The sequence below is a fragment of the Paenibacillus mesotrionivorans genome (assembly GCF_046098205.1).
GTDB classification, from domain to species: domain Bacteria; phylum Bacillota; class Bacilli; order Paenibacillales; family NBRC-103111; genus Paenibacillus_AR; species Paenibacillus_AR mesotrionivorans.
On sequence record NZ_JBJURJ010000005.1, the window covers coordinates 43,321 to 63,861 of the forward strand.

Consider the following 20,541-nt stretch of genomic DNA (forward strand, 5'->3'; position numbering starts at 1 on the left):
CTGCCGGTTAGGCCTTAACCACCCAGCTGGCGATATATTCAGTCCGGGCATCGGGCAATGCGAGTTGGGGATCCCGCTGCACCCAGCTTCCCTCTACTCCCGCCGCGCCGCAGCCCAGCTCAAAATGGCTCATGGCGATGCCCATATCCGTTAGCTGCATCACCTCACTGTAATTCGGTGTATGCGCCAGGTACAGATGGACGGCTTTCCGGTCCTCGGACAGCACCAGACGCCAAGGCTGCTTGTTGGAAGCGGAAGGCCCCAGACGGACCATCTCCACCGGCAGAGCAAAGACTCCGGCAGCCTTCTCCTCCAGGGGACGGCCAAAGGCGCCGTCACAAAACAGCTCGCTCCAGCCCTTTTTGTTGTCGGCCTTCACCAGTGTCCGCATGGCGGACCTGAGCAAACCTTCCTTTCCCTGCGGGTAGCCGATAGGCGTGATGCAAGGGATGGTTTCATGGTCGGCCAGATTGATTTCCCTGCCGAAGGAATTGCGGTTGAAGGTGCCGCCCATCCAGCATGTGCCGATTCCCCTGTCGGTCAGGAAGAGCACCAGCTTCTCAAAAGCGTAGCCAAAATCCAACAGCGCGGTTTTGTTATCCTTCGGAATCACACCCACCAGATACGCCTGGGGATTCTTGATCATGCCGTAGGTTCCCAGCTTGATCCCCTTCTCCGAAACGGCGCCGGTAACCTTCACTAAATCCAGTCGTGTGATGCCGCCGAAGGGTCCGGTAAGCCGGCTTGGGTCAGCGGCATACCGGGCAATCGCCTCGTAGTCTTCTTCACTAATCGGACGCGCCTCGTAGTTGCGGACGGACATCCGCTTGCGGATCACAGCAGCAGTGTCCGACAATGCAAAATCCTTGATCGTGGTTTTCATTAACCAACCTTCCTTCTTCCGGAAAATAACGCGTTCTTTATGAATATCCTCATTATCCCTTGAGTGGGATATGGCGTCAAGGAGTCGCTTGTTCTCCGAATCGGGGCTACCGGGACTTGGGGAGCTTCGGGGGCTTCGGGGGTTTCGCACAACCTACCACGCCTTGACCGCTAACGGAACTCAGTGACTCTTAGCGGCCGAAAAGACGCTTCCCCGCATCCTAACGGAACTCAGACACCCTTAGGCTGGTTCTGGGCGGATTTAGGCGGCATATACCAGCTCTAACAGTCGCTGATTTCCGTTAAAGCAGAATATTCGCGGGATTTAGCCTCTAAGTGCTCCTGAGTTCCGTTAGCCGCCGGAGGAAGGCAAAAACCGCCCGCCTTCGCACAGATGTGCGGCAGACGAACGGTTTTACTTGATGAATAACCTATTGCAGCATATAAATCCGGTACATGAACACGGCGGTTTCAGCCCGGGTCGCTTGACCCAGGGGATGAATTTGCCCGTTGTAGCCGTCAATCAGTTTGGCGGAAACCAATGCCGCCGCCGCGTCACGGGCGTAAGCCGCAACATCCGCATTGTCAGCAAAGGCATCCAACGCATTGGCTGTTCCGTTGAGGGAATAGCCTGTAGCCTTCAGAGCCCGCACCGTCAGGGCCATCATATCCTGCCGGGTGACGGGAGCCTGGGGATGGAAGCTGCCATCCTCCCCGCCTTGGGCGATACCCAGCTTTTTGGCAACCGCTACTGCGTCGGCATAATAATCACCTGCGGCCACATCCTTAAAGTTATCTGTTGCTTCAGCTGTAAGTCCCAGTGTTTTGACCAGCAACACCGTATAATCGGCGCGAGTTACAGATTTGTCCGGATCATAGGTTTGCAGCGTATCGCTGGTGCCGTTGATGATCCCCTTGGAGGCCAGCACTTCAACCGCCTGCTTGGACCAGGTGTAATTTTCCAGGTCGCTAAAGGTTTTTGGAGTGTAGCTAACCGCATACTTGCTGAAGTGAGAGGTGGTAAAGACCACCGCACCCTTCTTCGCGTCGAAGCGGCCATTATAAACCGGCGTCCGTTCACCGGATGCGGCAATATAGGTTACGGACAGCTTCTCCGCATCCTCACCTGCAGCCGGTTGATACGGAATGGCGACCTGCACAGGTGCTCCCGTGTTGCTCCATGCAGCAGCTTTGCCATCCAGAAGGAGCGACACATCAATGACCTTCTTATCCGCCGCATGCTCCGGCTTCCCAACGGTCAAGGAGACGGCAACAGTGGTACCGGCCTTCAGCTCCAAGGTGCTCAGCATGGAGGAAGGCAGCGTGACCTCGCCTGCACTGCTGACAAGGGTCAGCTCATGCTTGCCGTTTGCCGCACGCAACGCCTCCACCGGCAGCTGCACCAGATAAGCGCCGGCGGTGCCGTCCAGCTTCAACGTTACTTTCTTGAGCCCGTCTGTACCAGCCACTGCCTTGCCCAATGCATCTTGCAGCGCAGTCAGCGAAAGCGCCGCTTCTTGGCGTTGAGCGGTTTCGTTGAACTTGCCTTGCAGGGTGACGGAGACGGAGCCGTCGGTGTTAACCGGTGAAGAAGGAGCAGGGGTTAGGACAGGACCGCTACCTGAGGTAGTGGAGTCCGGTGTCGAGTCAGGCGTCGGATCCGGTGTAGGATCTGATGTCGGACTTGGTGTTGTACTTGGTGTTGTACTTGGTGTCGGACTTGGTGTCGGACTTGGTGTCGGACTTGGTGTCGGACTTGGTGTCGGACTTGGTGTCGGACTTGGTGTCGGACTTGGTGTCGGACTTGGTGTCGGACTTGGTGTCGGACTTGGTGTTGTACTTGGTGTCGGACTTGGTGTCGGCTCTGTTCCTGGCTTGGTATAATTTACGCTCTGGGAGACGACCTCAGTTATTCCTCCACCGCCGATTTTCACGGTGTATGTTCCTTCTACACTAAGAACAGTTTTGTATTGAAACGTAAACTCCCCATCCGCATCAGCCGTAGCCTGGTCAATCATATCCAGCTTGCCCTCAGGGCTCAGCACTTGAAAGGTAACGGCAGATCCGGGCTTTGCCCCTTGACCTGTCACGGATACCAAGCCGGTGGTATTGTTCAGATGAACTGTTGCAAGCAGGCCTTCGGCGAAAACATGTTGAAAGCCAGACAATGACAACACTAATGCAATAATCAGCATACTTGTAAGCTTCTTCAACGAGCACCCTCCTCCGCTAATAATCGCGATCCTTATCGTACACGGCAAGCAGGAATATGCCGTGAGGGCATATCCCACTTTCCCGGTGCCCGGTGCTACTCCAGAATTTCTACATTGGACAAGGGCTTCATATCAGTGATGTTATCCCATACGAATACTTTCACCTTATGGCCCTGAACATCATCCGGCAAACGGAATCCGGCTTGCAAGGTTTGATCTTGGCCGCTTTTGGCATTCCATTTGACGGATGCATAGTTCTTCAATGTATTTTCTGCATCGTAGAGTGCGACAATCAACGTAACTTCCTGAGTAATTGTGCTTTTATTGGAGATATCTGCGGTCACTTGAATATCCCCGCCTGCTGAAAGATGAGAAACCGTCTCTCCGGCAAAATTGGTGAAACTGATATTACGGATTACAAATTCCTGCTTTGCATTGGTATAATCCAGTTTCGGTACTTTCAAACCACCTGCCAGCACTTTGTCTTTCACATCTTCACCCAGATAAAAGCTGAGGTGAGGCGGCTGATTATAAGCAGTATTTTGCCATCCAATAGCATTACGGTACACCGGATCGTGCATTAACGTATACAGCCGGTAGTCTGTTGGTGTAGTCGTGCTATAAATCCGCAGCTCAGTGCTATCTGTATTGGGCAGGACAATCTCTTCCCGCCAGTCGCCAAGAATATCTGCTTGAAGAGTTGGCGTAGCCTTTGTACCATTGCTGCTTACTGTATCCGTAAAGGTTTTTACTAAATCAAATTTATTGGTTGTACTGTTATACTTCGTTACCTTGGAACCGCCTGGAATCGGCGCACTGGTAGAAGAGTTAGCTGCACCATCAAACAACTCCTGCAGCAAGTCACCATCCCAATAGATCGCAAAGTTCGTGGAAATCCCGCTTGGTTTGGAGTTTAGTACCGCACCTGTTTGGACATTGTACACGCCTCCGCCTTCCGCAACTGTAGAACCGGCAGATCCCCAGAATTCGTGCCCTTTTGAGGGGGTGATATTAGCAATCAATCCCCGGCCTGCATCTACATATCCATAATAAGATTGAAGCGTTTCCCCGGTAGCTGCATCATGATATTCCAAGGAAGCAACCTCTGGGATTTCATGGACACCGTATACCTGCAAACCTTCCCGATCAGGATCAAAAGCGCCCAAATGAAGCGCATCCCCATGTGAGCCCATCTCCCGCTGCATGTTGCCATCCATGGTATACAGAATGGAACCATCGTCATCCAGTGTCAGGGAGCCTGCTACAATCTCATCTTTGCCGTCATTATCCACATCACCTGTTGCCAGACTATGGTAACCAAGCCCGCCTCCTTTACCGACAACATCAGAATCAAATGTCCAATCCTCAACAAGTTGGCCATTTATCAGACTATAGGCAACGTAAGAGGTGCGTTCATAATAACCTCTGCCGAATACTGCGCTTGGTTTTTTTCCGTCCAGATATGCAAGTCCTGCAAGGAAACGATCGGAACGGTTGTACCAGGAATCACCCCAAGACTTACCACCATCTTCCCCTAAAGGAAAAGCATAATTAACAGTGTCGATTTCTCTACCGGTTAATCCTTCAAAAACAGTCATAAATTCCGGCCCGCCTATAATATGGCCATTATTATTCTCAGTATTAACATACGCACCGTTTTTGTTGATGTCTCCGATGACACTTATGACTTTATTGCTGTCATAAATACCGTTGGTGGCGCCATATACAACTGTGGCATCAGCCGTTTTTATCATCATTTCACTTTTGCCGTCTTGATTAAAGTCCGCTACTATAAATTGATTGTAATGGGCGCCGGAGGTCAGGTTTAAGCCCATATTCATACGCCATAACAACGTGCCGTCAAGCTTATACGCATCAAAAATAGTCGGACCCGTCATCGCTGTTTGTGAACTATCAATAGCATTGGAGGGATACCATTTGACGATAATCTCATATTGACCGTCTCCGTCCAAATCCCCGACAGAAGCATCATTCGCACTATAGGTGTATGTGCCACTGGCTGTCGAGCCACCATCAGGCTTTTGTAAAGGGAAAGAAAGATAATCTTTGGCTAAAGCCGTAACCTCAGTTGTTTCAGTGGGCTGATTGTCCGTCAAGGTCTCAATAATATACTTATCTTCGGCAAATCCATTGACATCCAAATAATTAGTTGCAGTGAGCGGAGCGACATTCAGCTTGGTTCCGTTCTTGTAAATATTGAATGCCACATTTTCTGCATATTCAGTGGCTAATAAACGCCAGCTAACAAAAATACCGCTATCTGCTTTCAGTGCTACAGCCCCTCTGTCCAACCATTCAGCAGATCTCGGTTGTGTAGCGGGCTCTAAACGATTGTATACGTAATGTACAGCCTCATTACGATTCAAAGCGTTGGAAAGACCAGCGGGTGTCACCACGGTTCCAATGAATTTGTATATCCCCGGTTCATGAGGGTTCCAGCTTTTCCCAACAGCTTTCCATTCAGAAATGGCAGCCGTCGTTTTTGTATTGTTGGCCAGGGTCAAATTAACAATAGAGGGTAATCCAATCGTTTGGGTATCTGTGGTAGTTTGATCCACATATACCTGGTGGTAAGGCATTTTGTTTACCAGAATAATAGTGTTATCAGGAACTGCTGTCCTATAAATCCCCATGTTATCCAGATAACTGGTCCATGTGATATTATTACCGGCTGTCCGCAGACCCACGATTTTAATAGAATCCAAAAAACCGTTAAATACAATGGTCTCCATCGAAATCGTATGTTCCTCATAAATACCGGAGCTCTTATCCTTGATTCTAACAATCATTTCATTTGCGATTTGGTCAAACAGCACACTAATGGTGTACCAGTTTAAAGGATTGGAAAATTGCGTGGTGACTGGAGCATTGGAGCCGGCTACAAATGCCAGGGGCGAATTATTTACATTTCGCAGTGCAAACACAATAAGTCCGGAACCATCCAGTAATCTGAACTCGCCTCCGTTTTCACTGGGATTGCCGCCCTTGTCATTTACCTTCCCCGGATACCAGTCAAACTGTACTAATATTTGTGCACCAGTCACTGGTTTATCCAGTTTTTTACTTGCTACCCGTCCACCCTTCTGATCAGTCATGGTGTAAGCAAGCTTTGCCGTAGTGTTACCTCCCACATCGGCTCCATAGACACTTAAGGTTGCATTGGAAGTCGTAAATCCCCAATTTGCCGGGGTAAGCGGCTCCGTATCTCCAAAATCCGTAAAATACACAGCAGACCCTACAGTATTGTAAACCTGATCGATAACGGTAGATCTGTTACCGCTTCCATTTTGCTGCGAGTCAGGATCTGCCGCCAATACCGTTACAGCTTGGGACAGCATCAAAACAATTGCCAGCATTGCGGATATCATAGATTTGTTTTTTCTCATCCAACCCACGCTTTATTCACTCCTTATTATGAAATTTAATCCCACGCCCTGGCTGTTGGAGACACCAGGCCTTGCATCCTTTCACCTCCCATTGGTAATGTAAACGATTAAAGTTAACTTCTCTTACCATTGGCCTTGCAGCAACCTGTCCACATGTTACCATCCCTATTTTTCCAACGTCTATTGCACATTTTTGAATATCCTGCAAATTCGCCAGAATTCCCCTTTTTTCACCTTTGAACTTTCTTGATTAGGTTTGTCTTTTTTTGAGTACAAGAAAAAACCGGCCCCCTCCTGCTTAGGCATGGGAGAGATCCGGTCAAGTTTTATACACCCAGCATACGGAGCAGAAGTCCCACTGCCGCTACGAATAGTCCCCCTGAACTAATGAGAATCCCGATCAGCCACTTTTGATAATCCGCCTGTCTGTTACGCAGCTGCTCCACCTCATCCCGCAGCTCCTCCACTCTCACCTGCAACGCCCGAGTGGCCTGCAACGCATCCATGCCAATATCACGGGCGGAATGGATCATATCCAGCTTGGTTTCCACCCGAGTTAAGCGCTGTAAAATTTCGTTGGTTTCATCCGGCATCCCTTATCATCCCCTCATCCTCCATTTGTACAAGATATGCCAAAAGAGCTATGCCCGCTTAGTTACTCTATCTATTTGAATCAAATTTTAAGTTGAAAGATTTGGATATGACCCTGCGAAATGGCAAAAAAAGCCCCGCAGCATGCTGCAGAGCCTGAAAAAACATGGGATGACGGTACAATCGTTTCTTCTATCTTTTCACAGATTCACGGACCAACGCAATGACTGTCTCCCGGTCCGCCTCCGTCCCCCGGGCTTCCGCTGTAGGGTGGAAATGCTCCATATGCCGGAAGATGACGGGGGTGTGCAGATGAAGTCCGGGCACATCCACATCCGCTGCTGTAATGCGGATCTCCGTGTCCCCGATCTCCACTACCCGGAAGGCATGCTGATCCAGACAGGCGGATATCTGCACAAACGTCCAATTGCCCTTCTGTGCGATAGAATCCACATGGGTATGACCGTTGAAATAGATACCCGTGCCCGTTTTGCGCTGGAGCACCTCCCATAAAGGGATGTCCGGATGAACCGACGCTTTTTCGTCAGTGGAACGGGCGGTTGTGTCGTAGACGGGATGATGGGCGAATACCAGAACGGGTTTGTCGCCGGACGCCTCCAGCACATCGGATAGCCAGGCCAGCTGCCGCTCATCCACCTCCCCACTCCAATCGTCGTAATCCATCTCCTTGGCCGTATCCAAAAAGACCAATACAGCCGCATCCGTCTCTACTGACCGGTAACGGGCTTGACCTGTAAGCTCAAGCACCTGCTTCCGCGGCTGGGCATACAGATCATGGTTGCCAAGCACATGGTAGAAATTGCGGGGTCTGCGGTTAAGCAGCCGGTACACCTCCCGCAGCTCCTCCGTGCGTCCATAGTTAGTGAGGTCCCCCAACGAAATATGTACATCCCCTTCCAGCTCCAGATACCTGTCCAAAAGAGCCCCATAAAACTCGTCTCTGGCCTCCAGCCATTCCGGAACCGCCTCATCCGCCTGATGATAATGCAGGTCTCCCATTACGATCAGCTTCATTGCCATCACTCCTATCCTTTTGAATGGGTATTTTCCTATTGTATAAAAAAGAACCCGAAAAAGCCTCCGGCGCATGCACCGAAGAAAAACGTTGCTGTTCCGGGTTTTTTCTCCCTGACTCCACCCGTTCCCTGTATGCGGTTGTCTGTTCAACTGCTTGCTCCTATATTAGCGTGTATGTGTTTGCGGAGCATTATCTGCTTGTAAGGTTTCTGTAAAAGAGGGCCTCGGCAGACCTGCAGAAGCCTGCTTGCTCCTGCAGACACCTGCTGACCAAATGTAAGCGCCAAACAATGTTCGCTATTGCTCCATCAGCGGCTCCTTTTAACCATGTAAGCGTCAAACAATGTATGCTATTTCAACTTTTGAGGTCTTTTTACGTGCGTTTTACCCGAATAGCATACATTTCTTGTACGCTATTCAGTCAAACATGTTGGATTTAGCCAAATAGCATACATTTGCGGTTCGTTATCATTTCTGTGCATCCCCTCCAGCGGTTAGATGTCCTCGAGCGGGTTGCTCTCCACCGGGTTTGCAAACATGGCCTAATCATGATGATATAAAAAAACCTCCGTACCGCAGCATAACCGCGGATTACGGAGGTTGAATGAATCACTTCAAGCCGGCCTACTCGTACACCGGGACCTGCTCCAAGGGTTGGGCGTTGCCGTATTTGGGGTACTCCCTGCCTGTGGGAGCCGCCCAGCTCACCGCATTGCGGATCACCGTCAGCACCTGCTCATTGTAATAGGTCGGGTAGGTTTCATGACCCGGACGGAAGTAGAAGATCTTGCCCTGGCCCCGGTGGAAGGTACAGCCGCTGCGGAACACCTCGCCGCCGGCAAACCAGCTGACCAGAACGGTCTCATCGGGCTGGGGGATATCGAAGTGCTCCCCATACATCTCCTCGTGTGGGAGCTCGAAGCATTCGCCGATGCCCTCCACAATCGGATGACCGGGGGAGATGACCCACAGGCGTTCCTTCTCGCCGATTTCCCGCCATTTCAGATCGCAGGAGGTACCCATCAGCTTCTTGAAAATTTTGGAGAAGTGGCCAGAATGGAGCACAATCAGGCCCATACCGTGCAGCACCCGCTGGTACACCCGCTCCACCACTTCATCTGACACATCGCCATGGGCGGTATGCCCCCACCACAGCAGTACATCTGTGTCTGCCAGCCGTTCCTCCGTCAAACCGTGCTCCGGCTCATCCAGAGTCGCTGTCACAATCTCCAGATTCTCCTTTATGCCCAGTCCGTCCGCCAACGCGCCATGAATTCCCTTTGGATATACGCTCCGCACCTTTTCGCTTGTCTGCTCGTGCCGGTTTTCGTTCCATATGGTAACTTTAATTCGTTTTGCCATCCTCTGTCGCCCCTTATCAGGATTAACTTGGTCCATGCCCACGATCAGCAGGGATTCTGATCTGATTATAGGAAAAACCCTGGATGAAAGCTAGGCGAGATCTTGCCTCATTGCTATCGGATTTTGCCCATCCATTTCCGCAGCAGACGACGCTGTTCTAATCGTCCCCTTCATAAAGAAACCAGTCAAAGTCAGCAGGTACAGCGGAGCGTTGACCATTTCCTGTTGCATACATGCCGATAAAAACTCCCGTAAACCCTCCGGCTACCTCTGTAGACAACAGCCCGCATTCCCCTATGCCCATCGAGACCGGCTCTTCACTACTTCCGGCAGAATATCCGAAGGAATAATGCGTTTTGTCCGCATGAACCGTTAAGATAACCGTGTCCTTGAACCAGGGCACTTCCTTTTCTACCTTCCACAACGTCCCCAGCCTTCTGCGGAAAATAAGCCTTCGTTCACCCTCCAGCAGCGTTACCGCCAGCTCATAATGGAAGCGTTCATTCATATACACCGTAATCCCGGCCTCTTCACCGTCGCGCTGGGGGATGAACGACAATTGTGCGGCGATACGGCAAACAAAGTGCTGCTGCCTTCTGCCGACAAAAGCAACCGGTCCTGCTTCATTCAAGGCAGCTGGAGCACCATACAGCGTTAAGCAACTGCTCCGCCGGGAGAGTGACCAATTGGCCGGGTCCGGTGAACGCAGGAAATTCCATCGTGGAGCAAGGACGGCTTCGTTGAAATCATCCCGGATATGAACCTGGGAAACTCCCTCTTGTGATCCGCTCCAGCCAGGCCCGGGCTCAGATAATGTACCCTTGTCCCCGATGACCGGCCATCCATCCTCCATCCAGGAGACCGGCGCCAGGAAGGTTTCCCTGCCGAGATGATGCTGCATGGGATACCCGACTGGTCGGATACCCAGGAATACAGCCCACCACCTGCCATCCGGCGCCTGAATCAGATCTGCATGACCTGTGGCATGCACCGGCTTGTGGAGGCTTCTGTGGGAGAGGATCGGGTTATACGGACAGCTCTCGAAGGGGCCGTCCGGTTTCTTCCCTCTTGCCACCGTCACCATGTGGCCGTATTCCGTGCCGCCTTCCGCGATCAGCAGATAATACCATTCCCCAATCCGGTACAGATGCGGGCCCTCCGGATATTGGCCTCCGGTTCCCCGCCAGATCAGAGAAAGCTCCGACAGCCGTTTTCCCGAGCCAAGATCAATCCGGCTTTGATACACCCCTTGACCCTCTGCGTCATAAGAGGTGGTATAATAGACCGTTCCATCCGTATCCACGAACATATCCGGATCGATACCGGGCTGATTCACATATACGGGGTCAGACCAATCCCCTCTCGGATCATCGGTGTATACATAGAAGTTGCCGCCTTTTGTTACATTGGTGGTGGTCATGTAGAACAGGCCGTTGTAATACCGGATAGTGGGAGCATAGATCCCGCCGGAGCTCCAGGCATCACTCAGTTGCGCTTGCTCCGGCCGTGTCAATACATGACCGATTTGCTCCCAATGTACAAGATCCTTGCTGTGAAACAACGGAACACCGGGAAAATATTCGAAGGAGCTGGTCACCAAATAATAGTCGTCCCCCACTCTGCAAACGCTGGGGTCCGGATGAAAACCACTGATAACAGGCTTATATGGATTCATAACGGCCCTTCTCCCTCCGTTCTCCCGATTTCGACTCTACCGGCTCATAAGAATCCAGCCTTACGATCCACACATCCCTTCCCGCAAGCTTCATTTCCCCGCCTGGAACCCGGTTGCCGGTCAAAAGCTCCGTGCCCAACCGTCCGCCCAAATTGATCGTAATGGAATCCTCATTATGATTCAGAATAAACATATACCCTTGACCGTCCTTGCTGCGCAGCGTCGTTTCTACCCCCTCCGGCAAACCGGGAATAACAGGGGCAATGCCAAGGGAGCTGCATAAGCGGGGCAGCCATTCCTGCAGGAAGTCCGCTTCCGGACTGGTCGCCAAGTACCAGGCTTCGCCTTCACCGAACCTGTTGACGGTAAGCGCAGGCATTCCATGATAGAAATCGTCGCCAAACACGGCCTTCACAATAGCACCCTCGGAATGGACCAAGTCACACAGCAGGCCGCACCCGTATACCTGCTTCAAGCCGGGCGGGGTCTCCTTCCATACGATCCGGTTCCGTTGGCTGGGCAATAAAGCATCGATTTCCTCCACCCACAAACCAAGCAGCTTCCGAAGCTCACCGGGATATCCCCCTGTTCTGACCAGATCATTCTCATCCACAATGCCGCTGAAGAAGGTGGTGATGAGCGTACCGCCGGCTTCAACATATTGTTCAAGCCTGTCTGCCATCCCCTGCTTCACCATATATAACACTGGGGCAATGAGCAGATCATAGCCGCTTAGCTCGGCTTCCGCACCCACCATATCCACTTCGACTCCCGAACGGAACAGCGCATCATAAACCTTATGAATCTCGTCCATGTAGTTCAGGGCGATGGTTGGCCCACTGGACATTTCGACAGCCCACCAATTCTCCCAGTCGAACAGAATGGCAGCTTTCGCCCGGACCCGTGTATCCAGCAGTTGATCAGCCAGCTTCCCAAGCTCCGCACCCAACCGGGAGCATTCGCGGAACACCCGGGTATGCTCGTGGCCGGCATGCTCGATGACGGCGCCGTGATATTTCTCGCAGGCTCCTACCGACCGGCGGAGCTGGAAGAACAGCACCGTATCGGCACCGCGCGCAACCGCCTGATAGCTCCACAGTCTCATCACACCGGGACGCTTAAGGGAATTATAGGGCTGCCAATTCTGCTGGCTGGGGGTCTGCTCCATCAGCATGAATGGCTGGCCGTCCTTCAGGCCACGCATCAGGTCATGAACCATAGCCGTGAAGCTGTATGGTGTATCCAGCCGGGGATAGTTATCCCATGATACAACATCCATGTGTTTGGCCCATTTGTGGTAATCAAGCTTTTTGAAGGCTCCCATCAGATTTGTTGTGACGGGAATGTCCGGTGTGTGTTTCCTCACTGCTTCACATTCCAGCTTGAAGCAATCCAGCAGGCTGTCAGAATAAAAACCAATATAATCCAAGGATATCCCCTGGAAGTTTGTTGCAGTCCGCCCGTTGGCACCCTGCCACTCCTCACTGAGTTCATTGGGAAGGACGATATCCTCCCATTCGTAGAAGGTATGCCCCCAGAAGGACGTGTTCCAGGCGCGGTTCAGCTCATCCAATGTGCCGTAGCGTGTTTGCGCCCATACACGGAATGCTCCTTCGCAGTTATCACAATAACAATTTCCGGCTCCGCCATATTCGTTATTGATATGCCACATGAGAAGAGCCGGATGATCCTTATATCGTTCGGCAAGCTTTTCGGCCATACGGGCTGCATAGGTACGGTAAGTGGGACTGTTGGGACAGAAGTTATGTCTTCCGCCGAACTTACGTTTGTTGCCGTGGAAATTGACCTGCAGCACATCGGGATACTTCCGCGCCATCCAGGCGGGATGCACAGCAGTGCTTGTGGCCAGACAGACGCCGATTCCGTCTGCATGGAGCTTATCCATCATTTCGTCCAGCCATTGAAAATCATAAGTTTCTTCATCTGGCTGGTTTTTCGCCCAAGTGAATACATTCAATGTGACCACATCGATGCCTGCCAGCTTGAACAAACGCAGATCCTCATCCCAGACACCCGTTTCCCACTGATCCGGATTATAGTCACCACCGTACCAGATTTTAGGCTTACGTATACTCAGCATCCTATTCCACCTCCACGATTCGTATTTTTTGTATGGGAAATGAGCGGTTAGTGAACAAAAACCCTGGCCCAATGAACCCAGGACCAAGGCTTTGTTCATCCTCCGCGAACCTACCGCGGCAGCTCCGCTTATTGGCATGCCCTACTTAAATGCCGCACGCTGGGATTCATAAATTTTGTAGAAATCATCCCACACCAGGATATTATTCTTTTCCTTGCCCCACCAATCCAGATACCAGGCTTCGATATCCTTGCCCCCTTGTTTCTCCCACAGGGCTTTGGCTTCCGCATATGCTTGATCCACCGTGTAAGACTTGCCTCCAATAATGGCCTTAATGAACAAATCGTCAATCGGCTTGGTCAGGTTGGCCATCTTGGTCTGCAGATCCTTGGGCAGCTCCGGCATATGCTCAGAGTGGGTGATCCCCTCGCCCACCGGGATTTTCTCCATATATACATTCCGTGCTTCCTTGAACAAACGCAGGGCTTCCTTTTGTTCAGGAATGCTTTCACTCAGGAAGGTTTCAGTATAGCCGTATTTGCCGCTTTCCAACCGGCTGTAGATCATATTAAAATCGCTGTTCCAGCTGACTTCATTCTTGTACTTGTCATTATCCAGAATCGTCGGACGTCCGTCGGCATCCAGCTTATAATGTGTGCCTTCAATGCCATAGCGGAACACATTGCCCGTTTCAGGTTTGGCCAGGAAATCAATCTGGCGGATAATCGCTTCCGGATCCTTGGCTCTGGCATTCACAACCGCAGTCATTTGAACCGGGTTATTCCATACCACGGTGAACCGTCCGACCGGTGACTTCGGCAGGGGCAAAATGGAGAGTTTGCCATTCGGCACATTCTTCATAAAGGTAGCCAATTCCTTGGCAGCGAAGGCAGCGTAATCGTTGGTCATCCAGCTCATAATTCCTACCTTGCCGTTCAGGAAGTCCTGCGCAGCCTTGGAGCCGTCCTTATCCGTCAGGAAGTCCTTGTCCATCACACCCGCTTCGTACAAATCCCGCTTGAACTGGGCTTGCAGCTTCATATTTTCCAGCCCGAACTGCAGCTCTTTCTTCTCGTTAACATTTACCCAGTTGGCGTTAAACATATACCGGATGGGGCCGCCCATACCACCGGACTGAATGCCTGCAATACCGTAGGTATCGTTTTTGCCATTGCCGTCCGGATCCTTCTCCGTAAAGGCTTTCGCCACCGCTACCATTTCCTCCGTGGTTTTGGGCATCTGAAGACCCAGCTTATCCAGCCAATCCTGCCGGATAAACACGCTGGACAGTGGATACACCTCGTTGATCCGGCCTACCTCATACAGCTTGCCGTCGCTTTTGATACCCGCTTTTTTCAACTGCGGATACTTCTGCATCAACCCCTTATACACGGTGCTGTTCTTTTCGATCAGATCATCCAGAGGCATAAGCTGCTTTTGGGCGAACAGGGAGTTGCGGATGCCGGTGCCGAATTCAAATATAAGATCGGGTGCGCTGCCCGAAGCAAACAGCACATTCAGCTTCTGCGCAGATTCCCAGCGGGGAACAGCTGTATATTTCACATCGTTGGGTCCTTTTTCGTTCATCCACTTGGACCACATATTATCCTCAATGGTTCCCATCCCGTTGGGCACATTCCCCCGCTCATAGATGGTTGCGGTTATTTTGCCCCGTTTCACTGCCGTCCCGGTGGAGGCTTTAGGCGTTTCCCCGGCGGGTTTGGACGTTTCGGAGGAAGCCTGATTGTTGGTACCCGAACAGCCTGCAAGCATCGAAGCACTTATAACTCCCGCTAAACCAATATAAGCCCAGCCTTTCTTTTGCATACCATCGCCCCTTATCATCTTATTGGACCTGGACATCTGCAAGCCTCTATGCTGACCATCAACCCTTAATCGAACCCAGCATCACCCCTTTAACAAAATATTGCTGCAGGAAGGGATACACGAGCAGGATGGGCACAACCATAATGATAACCGCAGCGGACCGGATTCCGTCCGGCGTCAGGTTGGAAATCATATCCGGGTCGGAGAAATCCTGCACCATGGAGGTGGATTTGATCATGTTCTGTACAAGCACAGTCAAATTATATTTGGCCGTGTCGTTGATATAAATCATCACGCTCATAAATGCATTCCAAAAGCCGACTCCGCAGAACAGCGCAATGGTGGCCAACACAGGTTTGGACAAGGGCAGCATAATGTTAAAGAGAATACGGGTTTCGCTGCAGCCGTCAATCCGCGCCGCTTCCTCCAGCTCATAAGGTATGTTGGCAAAGTAGGTCCGCATAATCAGCACATTGTATGCGCTCACAAGACCAGGCAGCCAAAGGGCGCTGTATGAATCCACAAGCCCCAGCTTGGAGACGACCAGATACGTCGGAATCAGACCGCCGTTGAAAAGCATCGTGAAGACCATAGCCAGTGTAAAGAAGTTCCTTGCATAGAACTGCCGTCGTGACAACGGATAAGCAGCCATAATGGTAGCCGATACACTGAGGAGCGTTCCGATTACCGTAATCTCAACACTGTTCCAGAAGGCATTTACAATGGGCGTTCCTTTAAATAGGCTTTCAAAGGAATACAGCGTCCAGCCCACCGGAACAAGGGACACCCTCCCGCTCATAATGGCATCGGCATCACTAAGCGACAACGCGATGACATTCATTAACGGTATGATACAGCTAAGGGCAAGCAAGGTGAGTATGACATAGTTAACGGCATAGAAAATTTTTTCTCCGGTTGTATCGCGCATCTTCTTCCTCCAATCCCGGCTGTCCGGAATATTACCATAATCCCTCATTGAACCGTCGTGCGATATAGTTCGCACTTACAACCAGCACCAATGCAACCAGAGATTCAAACAGCCCCATCGCCGTTGTCAGACTGAATTGAGCCCCCTGCAGACCAATCCGGAAAATATAAGTGCTAATCACATCGGCAATCTCGTTGACGTTTGCATTTTGCAGCATGTATACCTGATCAAAACCGACCTCCATCACTCTTCCCATGGACAGAATAAGCAGAAGAATAATCGTGGAGCGGATGCCGGGCAGGGTGATATGCCAGATTTGGCGGGCCTTGGTAGCTCCGTCCATATTAGCCGCTTCGTATAAGCTGGGATCAATGGTGGTCAGTGCAGCCAGGAAGATAATCGCATTGAAGCCCATGTCCTTCCATATTCCCGAACCAACGAATACGGCGACCCACGAGAAATTATGGTACATGAAGGCGTACGGCTCTCCAAAAATCATTTTTACGGCGTTGTTAATCATGCCATTCTCCAGGGAAAACAGGGTCATGATCATCATCGATATGATGACCCAGGACAGGAAATGGGGCATATAAACAATGGTTTGCACCGTCCGTTTGAAGGGCATGCTGCGGACCTCGTTCAGCAGAATTGCCAAAACAATAGGTACCGGAAAACCGAAAACGATGCTGAGAATGCTTAATACGAATGTGTTGCGGATGATTTCCAAGGTTCGGGGGTCCTGCAGCAGGGTTTCGAAAAAATGGAGACCCACCCACGGACTGTGAAGAATGCCGTCAAAAAAATTGTAGTCCTTAAAGGCAATGATCAGTCCCCCCATAGGAGCGTATTTGAAAATAAGAAAGTACAGGACAATAGGGGCAAACATAATGATCAAGGGAATATTGGATTTGAACCGCCTCAGCCTCTGGTTATGCAGCCTGCGTTTCGCTTCTTGCGCCGCTTGGGGCACTTCCTGCAGTGGTATGCTGTCCATAGGAGCTCCTTTCGTGAGTGATGGGTTGGATCGCTTATGTTTTATTATATGGAAAGGCCCGCCACCGGGCATTTGATATCCACTGACAGTTTTTAAATATCCTACACACTTCAGCTTTTTCCATAAAAAAAGACCGTCTTCGCAATTCGCGCGCCGGTCCGTATCCTTGTTACTGTGATTTCCTGTATTCGCTTGGTGAGATTCCAGTAAACTGCTTAAACACTGTGGTGAAGTAGCTGGCATTATCAAACCCGGTCTGCTCGGCGATTTCCGTCATCCGCATTTTGGTGCAGGCCAAGAGTGCCTTGGACTTCTCCACCCGCAGCCTGCTGACATAATTGCTGAAGGCGATTCCCGTCTCCCGTTTGAACAGGTTGCTCAAATAATTGGGCGTAACATGGACATGGGCGGAGACGGCCTGCAGGGAACAGTGCTCCCGGTAATGGGTTTCAATATACTGCTTTGCCCGAATGACCACATTATCCCGCTTCTCCTGAAGCCAGCCTTCGAACAGCCGGAGGAAGGTTTCCGCCTTATGCCCGGCCCACTCGGTAATTTGCTTATTCTCGGTGAACAACAGAAGGTCTCCCGGATGTAAATCATCATAGTCCTCCGCTTTCAAATGCTTAAAATCAATGGCCAGCAAATCGGACAATGCCGTTACCATGGCATAGATTTCGATCTTGCAGGTTTGGAGGGGAAGGCCGGCGGCACGGTGAATAAACCCGGTAAGCTTGCTCCGTGCCTCTTCCACATCCCCAATGATGAGCTCGGACAATATGCTCTCCCGCAGGGCCAAGGACCGGACGGCATCGTGATCCCCCTGCAGATTCTGGGTTTGTGCGGTGCCCCGCAGCCCGGCGTATCCATCTGCAAGCAGCTCCAGCTCATCCATGGTCCCGCCGAAGCTCCAGCCCGTCTTCAGATGAAGCAGCGCATTCACATTTTCCGCCACTGAGGCGCAGTAGGGTTCAACCACTCCGGGTGCAAGCAGAAATATACATTCTCCGCTGCTTACAGACAGAAAGACACTGTTACGGGCTTGATCCTGCACCTGCAGCAGCTCCCCGGCAATATTCGAGATGGCGTAATGGAGCAGCTTTACATCCTTTTCAAGGTAGTTTCGTCCCTCCGGAAAAAAGCTCTCCACCTGTAATAACCACAGCTCATATCCCCGCAGTAAACCGCTCATTTCATCCCAATCCTGTTTATCACAAGGCAGCCGGAACAAGGCGGCGCGCAGCGTATTGAGTTGTTTCTCCCGCAGCCGCAGCTTCTTTTCCAGCTGTTTTTGCCTGAAGCGTTCATAAGCGGTACGCAGAATGCGGCATGTGTCCGGAATCGACATGGGCTTCAGTAGAAACTCCATCACTCCGTAACGCAACGCCAGCTGCGCATACTCAAAGTCCCGGTAGCCTGTCAGTATGATGACCATAATATCGCTTCCTGCTTTCGCAAGCCGTTCGGTTAACATCAATCCGTCCACAACCGGCATCCGGATATCGGTAATGATAAGGTCGGGGCTGACGGTTTCGATTAAAGCAAAGGCTTCCTCGCCATCCGAGGCTTCTCCGACCACCTCCCAGCCTAATTGTTCGTTGCCGATTAGTTTCATCAGCCCGTCCCGGCACCAGGACTCGTCATCGACGATAAGCAATTTTCCAATCATGTCTTTCCGCCCTCCCATTCCGTCTTGTCCGGCAGCCGCAGCCTTATCTTCGTTCCCAACCCAGGTGTGGAGAGAATCTGAATACCGTATGGTTTGCCGTGCATCAGCTCAATCCGCCGGACAACACTGCTCAGGCCGATGCCTTCGCGTTCGCTTGATTGATGGGCCAATGAAGGCTCAGGCAGGAGGATGCTGCGAATGGTTTCTTCCGTCATGCCGCAGCCGTTGTCTTCAATATCCAGCACGAGGAAGGATATACTCTGGTCCGTGCCTGTTTCCCTGTACCCTCTGAGGGTGAGGTGATGTCCGGTTTTTTTATCCCGGAAGGCATGTACGAATACGTTCTCGACGACAGGCTGTATAAGCAGCCGGATGATCCTGCAGTCGTACAGCTCCTCCGGGACATCAATTTCCGCCGTCAGCACTTCCTTGTGCCTGGCCTTCTGTATGCTCAGGTAATGATCAATCTGCTTCAGCTCATCCCGCAGTGTTGTTAACCGTCCCGCAGGCTCCAATGTATACTGCAGCATCTCGGATAATGAATTCACTAGCTGTGCTGCTTCCTCATCACCAAGAGAATAGAATCTCCAGAAGAACATCCCCAGTGAATTGTATAAAAAATGTGGGTTCAGCTGTGCCTGGATCGCCTTTAATTCCGCTTCCTTCTCGCTTAATTCCCGTTGATAAACCTCGCGGATGAGGGTGTCGATCTGCTCCGTCATCTGGTTAAAGCGGTCTCCGATAAATCCAAGCTCATCCCTTGAACGGATATCCACCCGCGTATCAAACTTGCCCGTACGCACCAGTGTCATCGCTTTGACCAGACTCTTGAGCGGACTCAGCAGCCGTTTGCTGATAATGGTAATAATTAACCAGAAAAGCAGGATGCTGGCGATAGCCGACATAACCGCCACCTTCAGGATCAGCTGGCTGCGGTGGTGAATCTCCCTCAAGGAAGCACGGCTGACCAAGGTAAAGTTGACCTTATCGGATATCTGCTTGGTGTACAGATAGGACCCCCCGTCCTCTTGGACAATGAGATCTCCCCGGTCCTCCATAGGAGGCAGGATGATTTCCTGCTGCACTCCGGATTCCGTTGAATGATAGAGCATGGCCCCGTTGGAATCGTATAAGTAGGTCTCCGTGTCGCCAAGCTGGCGCAAGTCCTTCAAGTAGGTCTCGAACAAGGATGTGTTAAGCAGGATCAGCATCACGCCATAGGTGTCCAGCTCCGTTGACCGCATAAGCCGCGCGGCTAACACCCAATTTTTGTAGGCATAATCCTGAAAAAACTGCTCCTCTCCAACCCCACGCCAAATATATTCCCCGCTTGTTTCCCCTAATTGGCCGATGGTTTCATTCAGAAAACCCGGGTCAAGCTGCTGGAAGGAGCCCGCGTACGTGCCCAGATTAAACATATTGTTCTTCAAATCGTAAATCCGGATGGCGATAATCTCCGGTGCATCTAGCCGCACCTGACGCAGCTGCTCCTCCAGCTCATGCTCCAGCATAAACCGTTCGTAGGAGCTTGTACTCTCCTCCACCCCGCTGACAAGCTCCTTGACCATGGGGTTGAAGATGATGTACTCCGAAATGCGGTATATATCCTTGATTCGCGAATCCAGCCGGGCCAGCACCTGCTGATTCTGCATGCTGTACTGGCGGCTCAGCTCTTCGTTGAATAGCGTCAAATGAACCCGATAGGTAATGAGGCCTGTTATTCCGGAGATGCCGAGATTGACGGCAACGAGAATGAGGATGAGCTTGGTGCTGAAGGTGAACCGCCGCCGAAGCAGCCGGACTACAATGTCGCGCATAGAACCCACCCTTTATTTGGAAGTATGCCCTTACATT

The 20,541-nt window shown here is 51.3% G+C and carries 13 protein-coding genes; all 13 read right to left on the reverse strand.

Features of this window, described 5'->3' with window-relative positions:
- Positions 1-7 precede the first annotated feature (7 nt).
- The 13 genes from ACI1P1_RS08650 to ACI1P1_RS08710 all read right to left on the reverse strand — a co-directional run bounded on the left by ACI1P1_RS08650 (position 8) and on the right by ACI1P1_RS08710 (position 20,504).
- Entirely contained in the window at positions 8-883 is an 876-nt protein-coding gene (locus ACI1P1_RS08650; RefSeq protein ID WP_416215976.1) for a nitroreductase family protein, read from the reverse strand.
- 430 nt (positions 884-1,313) lie between these two features.
- Positions 1,314-3,095, reverse strand: coding sequence for an S-layer homology domain-containing protein (locus ACI1P1_RS08655; RefSeq protein ID WP_416215977.1), 1,782 nt, complete (start codon positions 3,093-3,095; stop codon positions 1,314-1,316).
- A gap of 95 nt (positions 3,096-3,190) precedes the next feature.
- Entirely contained in the window at positions 3,191-6,502 is a 3,312-nt protein-coding gene (locus ACI1P1_RS08660; RefSeq protein ID WP_416216225.1) for a rhamnogalacturonan lyase, read from the reverse strand.
- A gap of 326 nt (positions 6,503-6,828) precedes the next feature.
- Entirely contained in the window at positions 6,829-7,095 is a 267-nt protein-coding gene (locus tag ACI1P1_RS08665) for a hypothetical protein (protein WP_416215978.1), read from the reverse strand.
- Positions 7,096-7,285: 190 nt separating this feature from the next.
- On the reverse strand, positions 7,286-8,128 hold the full coding sequence (locus ACI1P1_RS08670) for a metallophosphoesterase family protein (protein ID WP_416215979.1): 843 nt from the start codon (positions 8,126-8,128) through the stop codon (positions 7,286-7,288).
- A gap of 627 nt (positions 8,129-8,755) precedes the next feature.
- The gene (locus ACI1P1_RS08675) at positions 8,756-9,493 is read right to left on the reverse strand and encodes a ThuA domain-containing protein (protein ID WP_416215980.1); all 738 of its coding nucleotides are present in this window, start codon (positions 9,491-9,493) and stop codon (positions 8,756-8,758) included.
- Positions 9,494-9,650: 157 nt separating this feature from the next.
- Entirely contained in the window at positions 9,651-11,168 is a 1,518-nt protein-coding gene (locus ACI1P1_RS08680; RefSeq protein ID WP_416215981.1) for a glycoside hydrolase family 43 protein, read from the reverse strand.
- Complete coding sequence (locus ACI1P1_RS08685) at positions 11,155-13,269, reverse strand: beta-galactosidase (protein WP_416215982.1); 2,115 nt, start codon at positions 13,267-13,269, stop codon at positions 11,155-11,157. Before ACI1P1_RS08685 ends, ACI1P1_RS08680 begins: the two co-directional genes overlap by 14 nt.
- Before the next feature lie 141 nt (positions 13,270-13,410).
- The gene (locus ACI1P1_RS08690; RefSeq protein WP_416215983.1) at positions 13,411-15,096 is read right to left on the reverse strand and encodes an extracellular solute-binding protein; all 1,686 of its coding nucleotides are present in this window, start codon (positions 15,094-15,096) and stop codon (positions 13,411-13,413) included.
- Positions 15,097-15,154: 58 nt separating this feature from the next.
- Complete coding sequence (locus ACI1P1_RS08695; RefSeq protein ID WP_416215984.1) at positions 15,155-16,024, reverse strand: carbohydrate ABC transporter permease; 870 nt, start codon at positions 16,022-16,024, stop codon at positions 15,155-15,157.
- A 31-nt stretch (positions 16,025-16,055) separates the two neighbouring features.
- Entirely contained in the window at positions 16,056-17,018 is a 963-nt protein-coding gene (locus ACI1P1_RS08700) for an ABC transporter permease (protein WP_416215985.1), read from the reverse strand.
- Between the two features lie 169 nt (positions 17,019-17,187).
- Positions 17,188-18,687: a response regulator transcription factor gene (locus ACI1P1_RS08705; RefSeq protein WP_416215986.1), complete on the reverse strand. Its 1,500-nt coding sequence runs from the start codon at positions 18,685-18,687 to the stop codon at positions 17,188-17,190.
- Positions 18,684-20,504 (reverse strand): sensor histidine kinase, encoded by a 1,821-nt coding sequence (locus ACI1P1_RS08710; RefSeq protein ID WP_416215987.1) that lies wholly within the window; start codon positions 20,502-20,504, stop codon positions 18,684-18,686. The genes ACI1P1_RS08705 and ACI1P1_RS08710 overlap by 4 nt, the downstream gene beginning before the upstream one ends.
- Positions 20,505-20,541 lie beyond the last annotated feature (37 nt).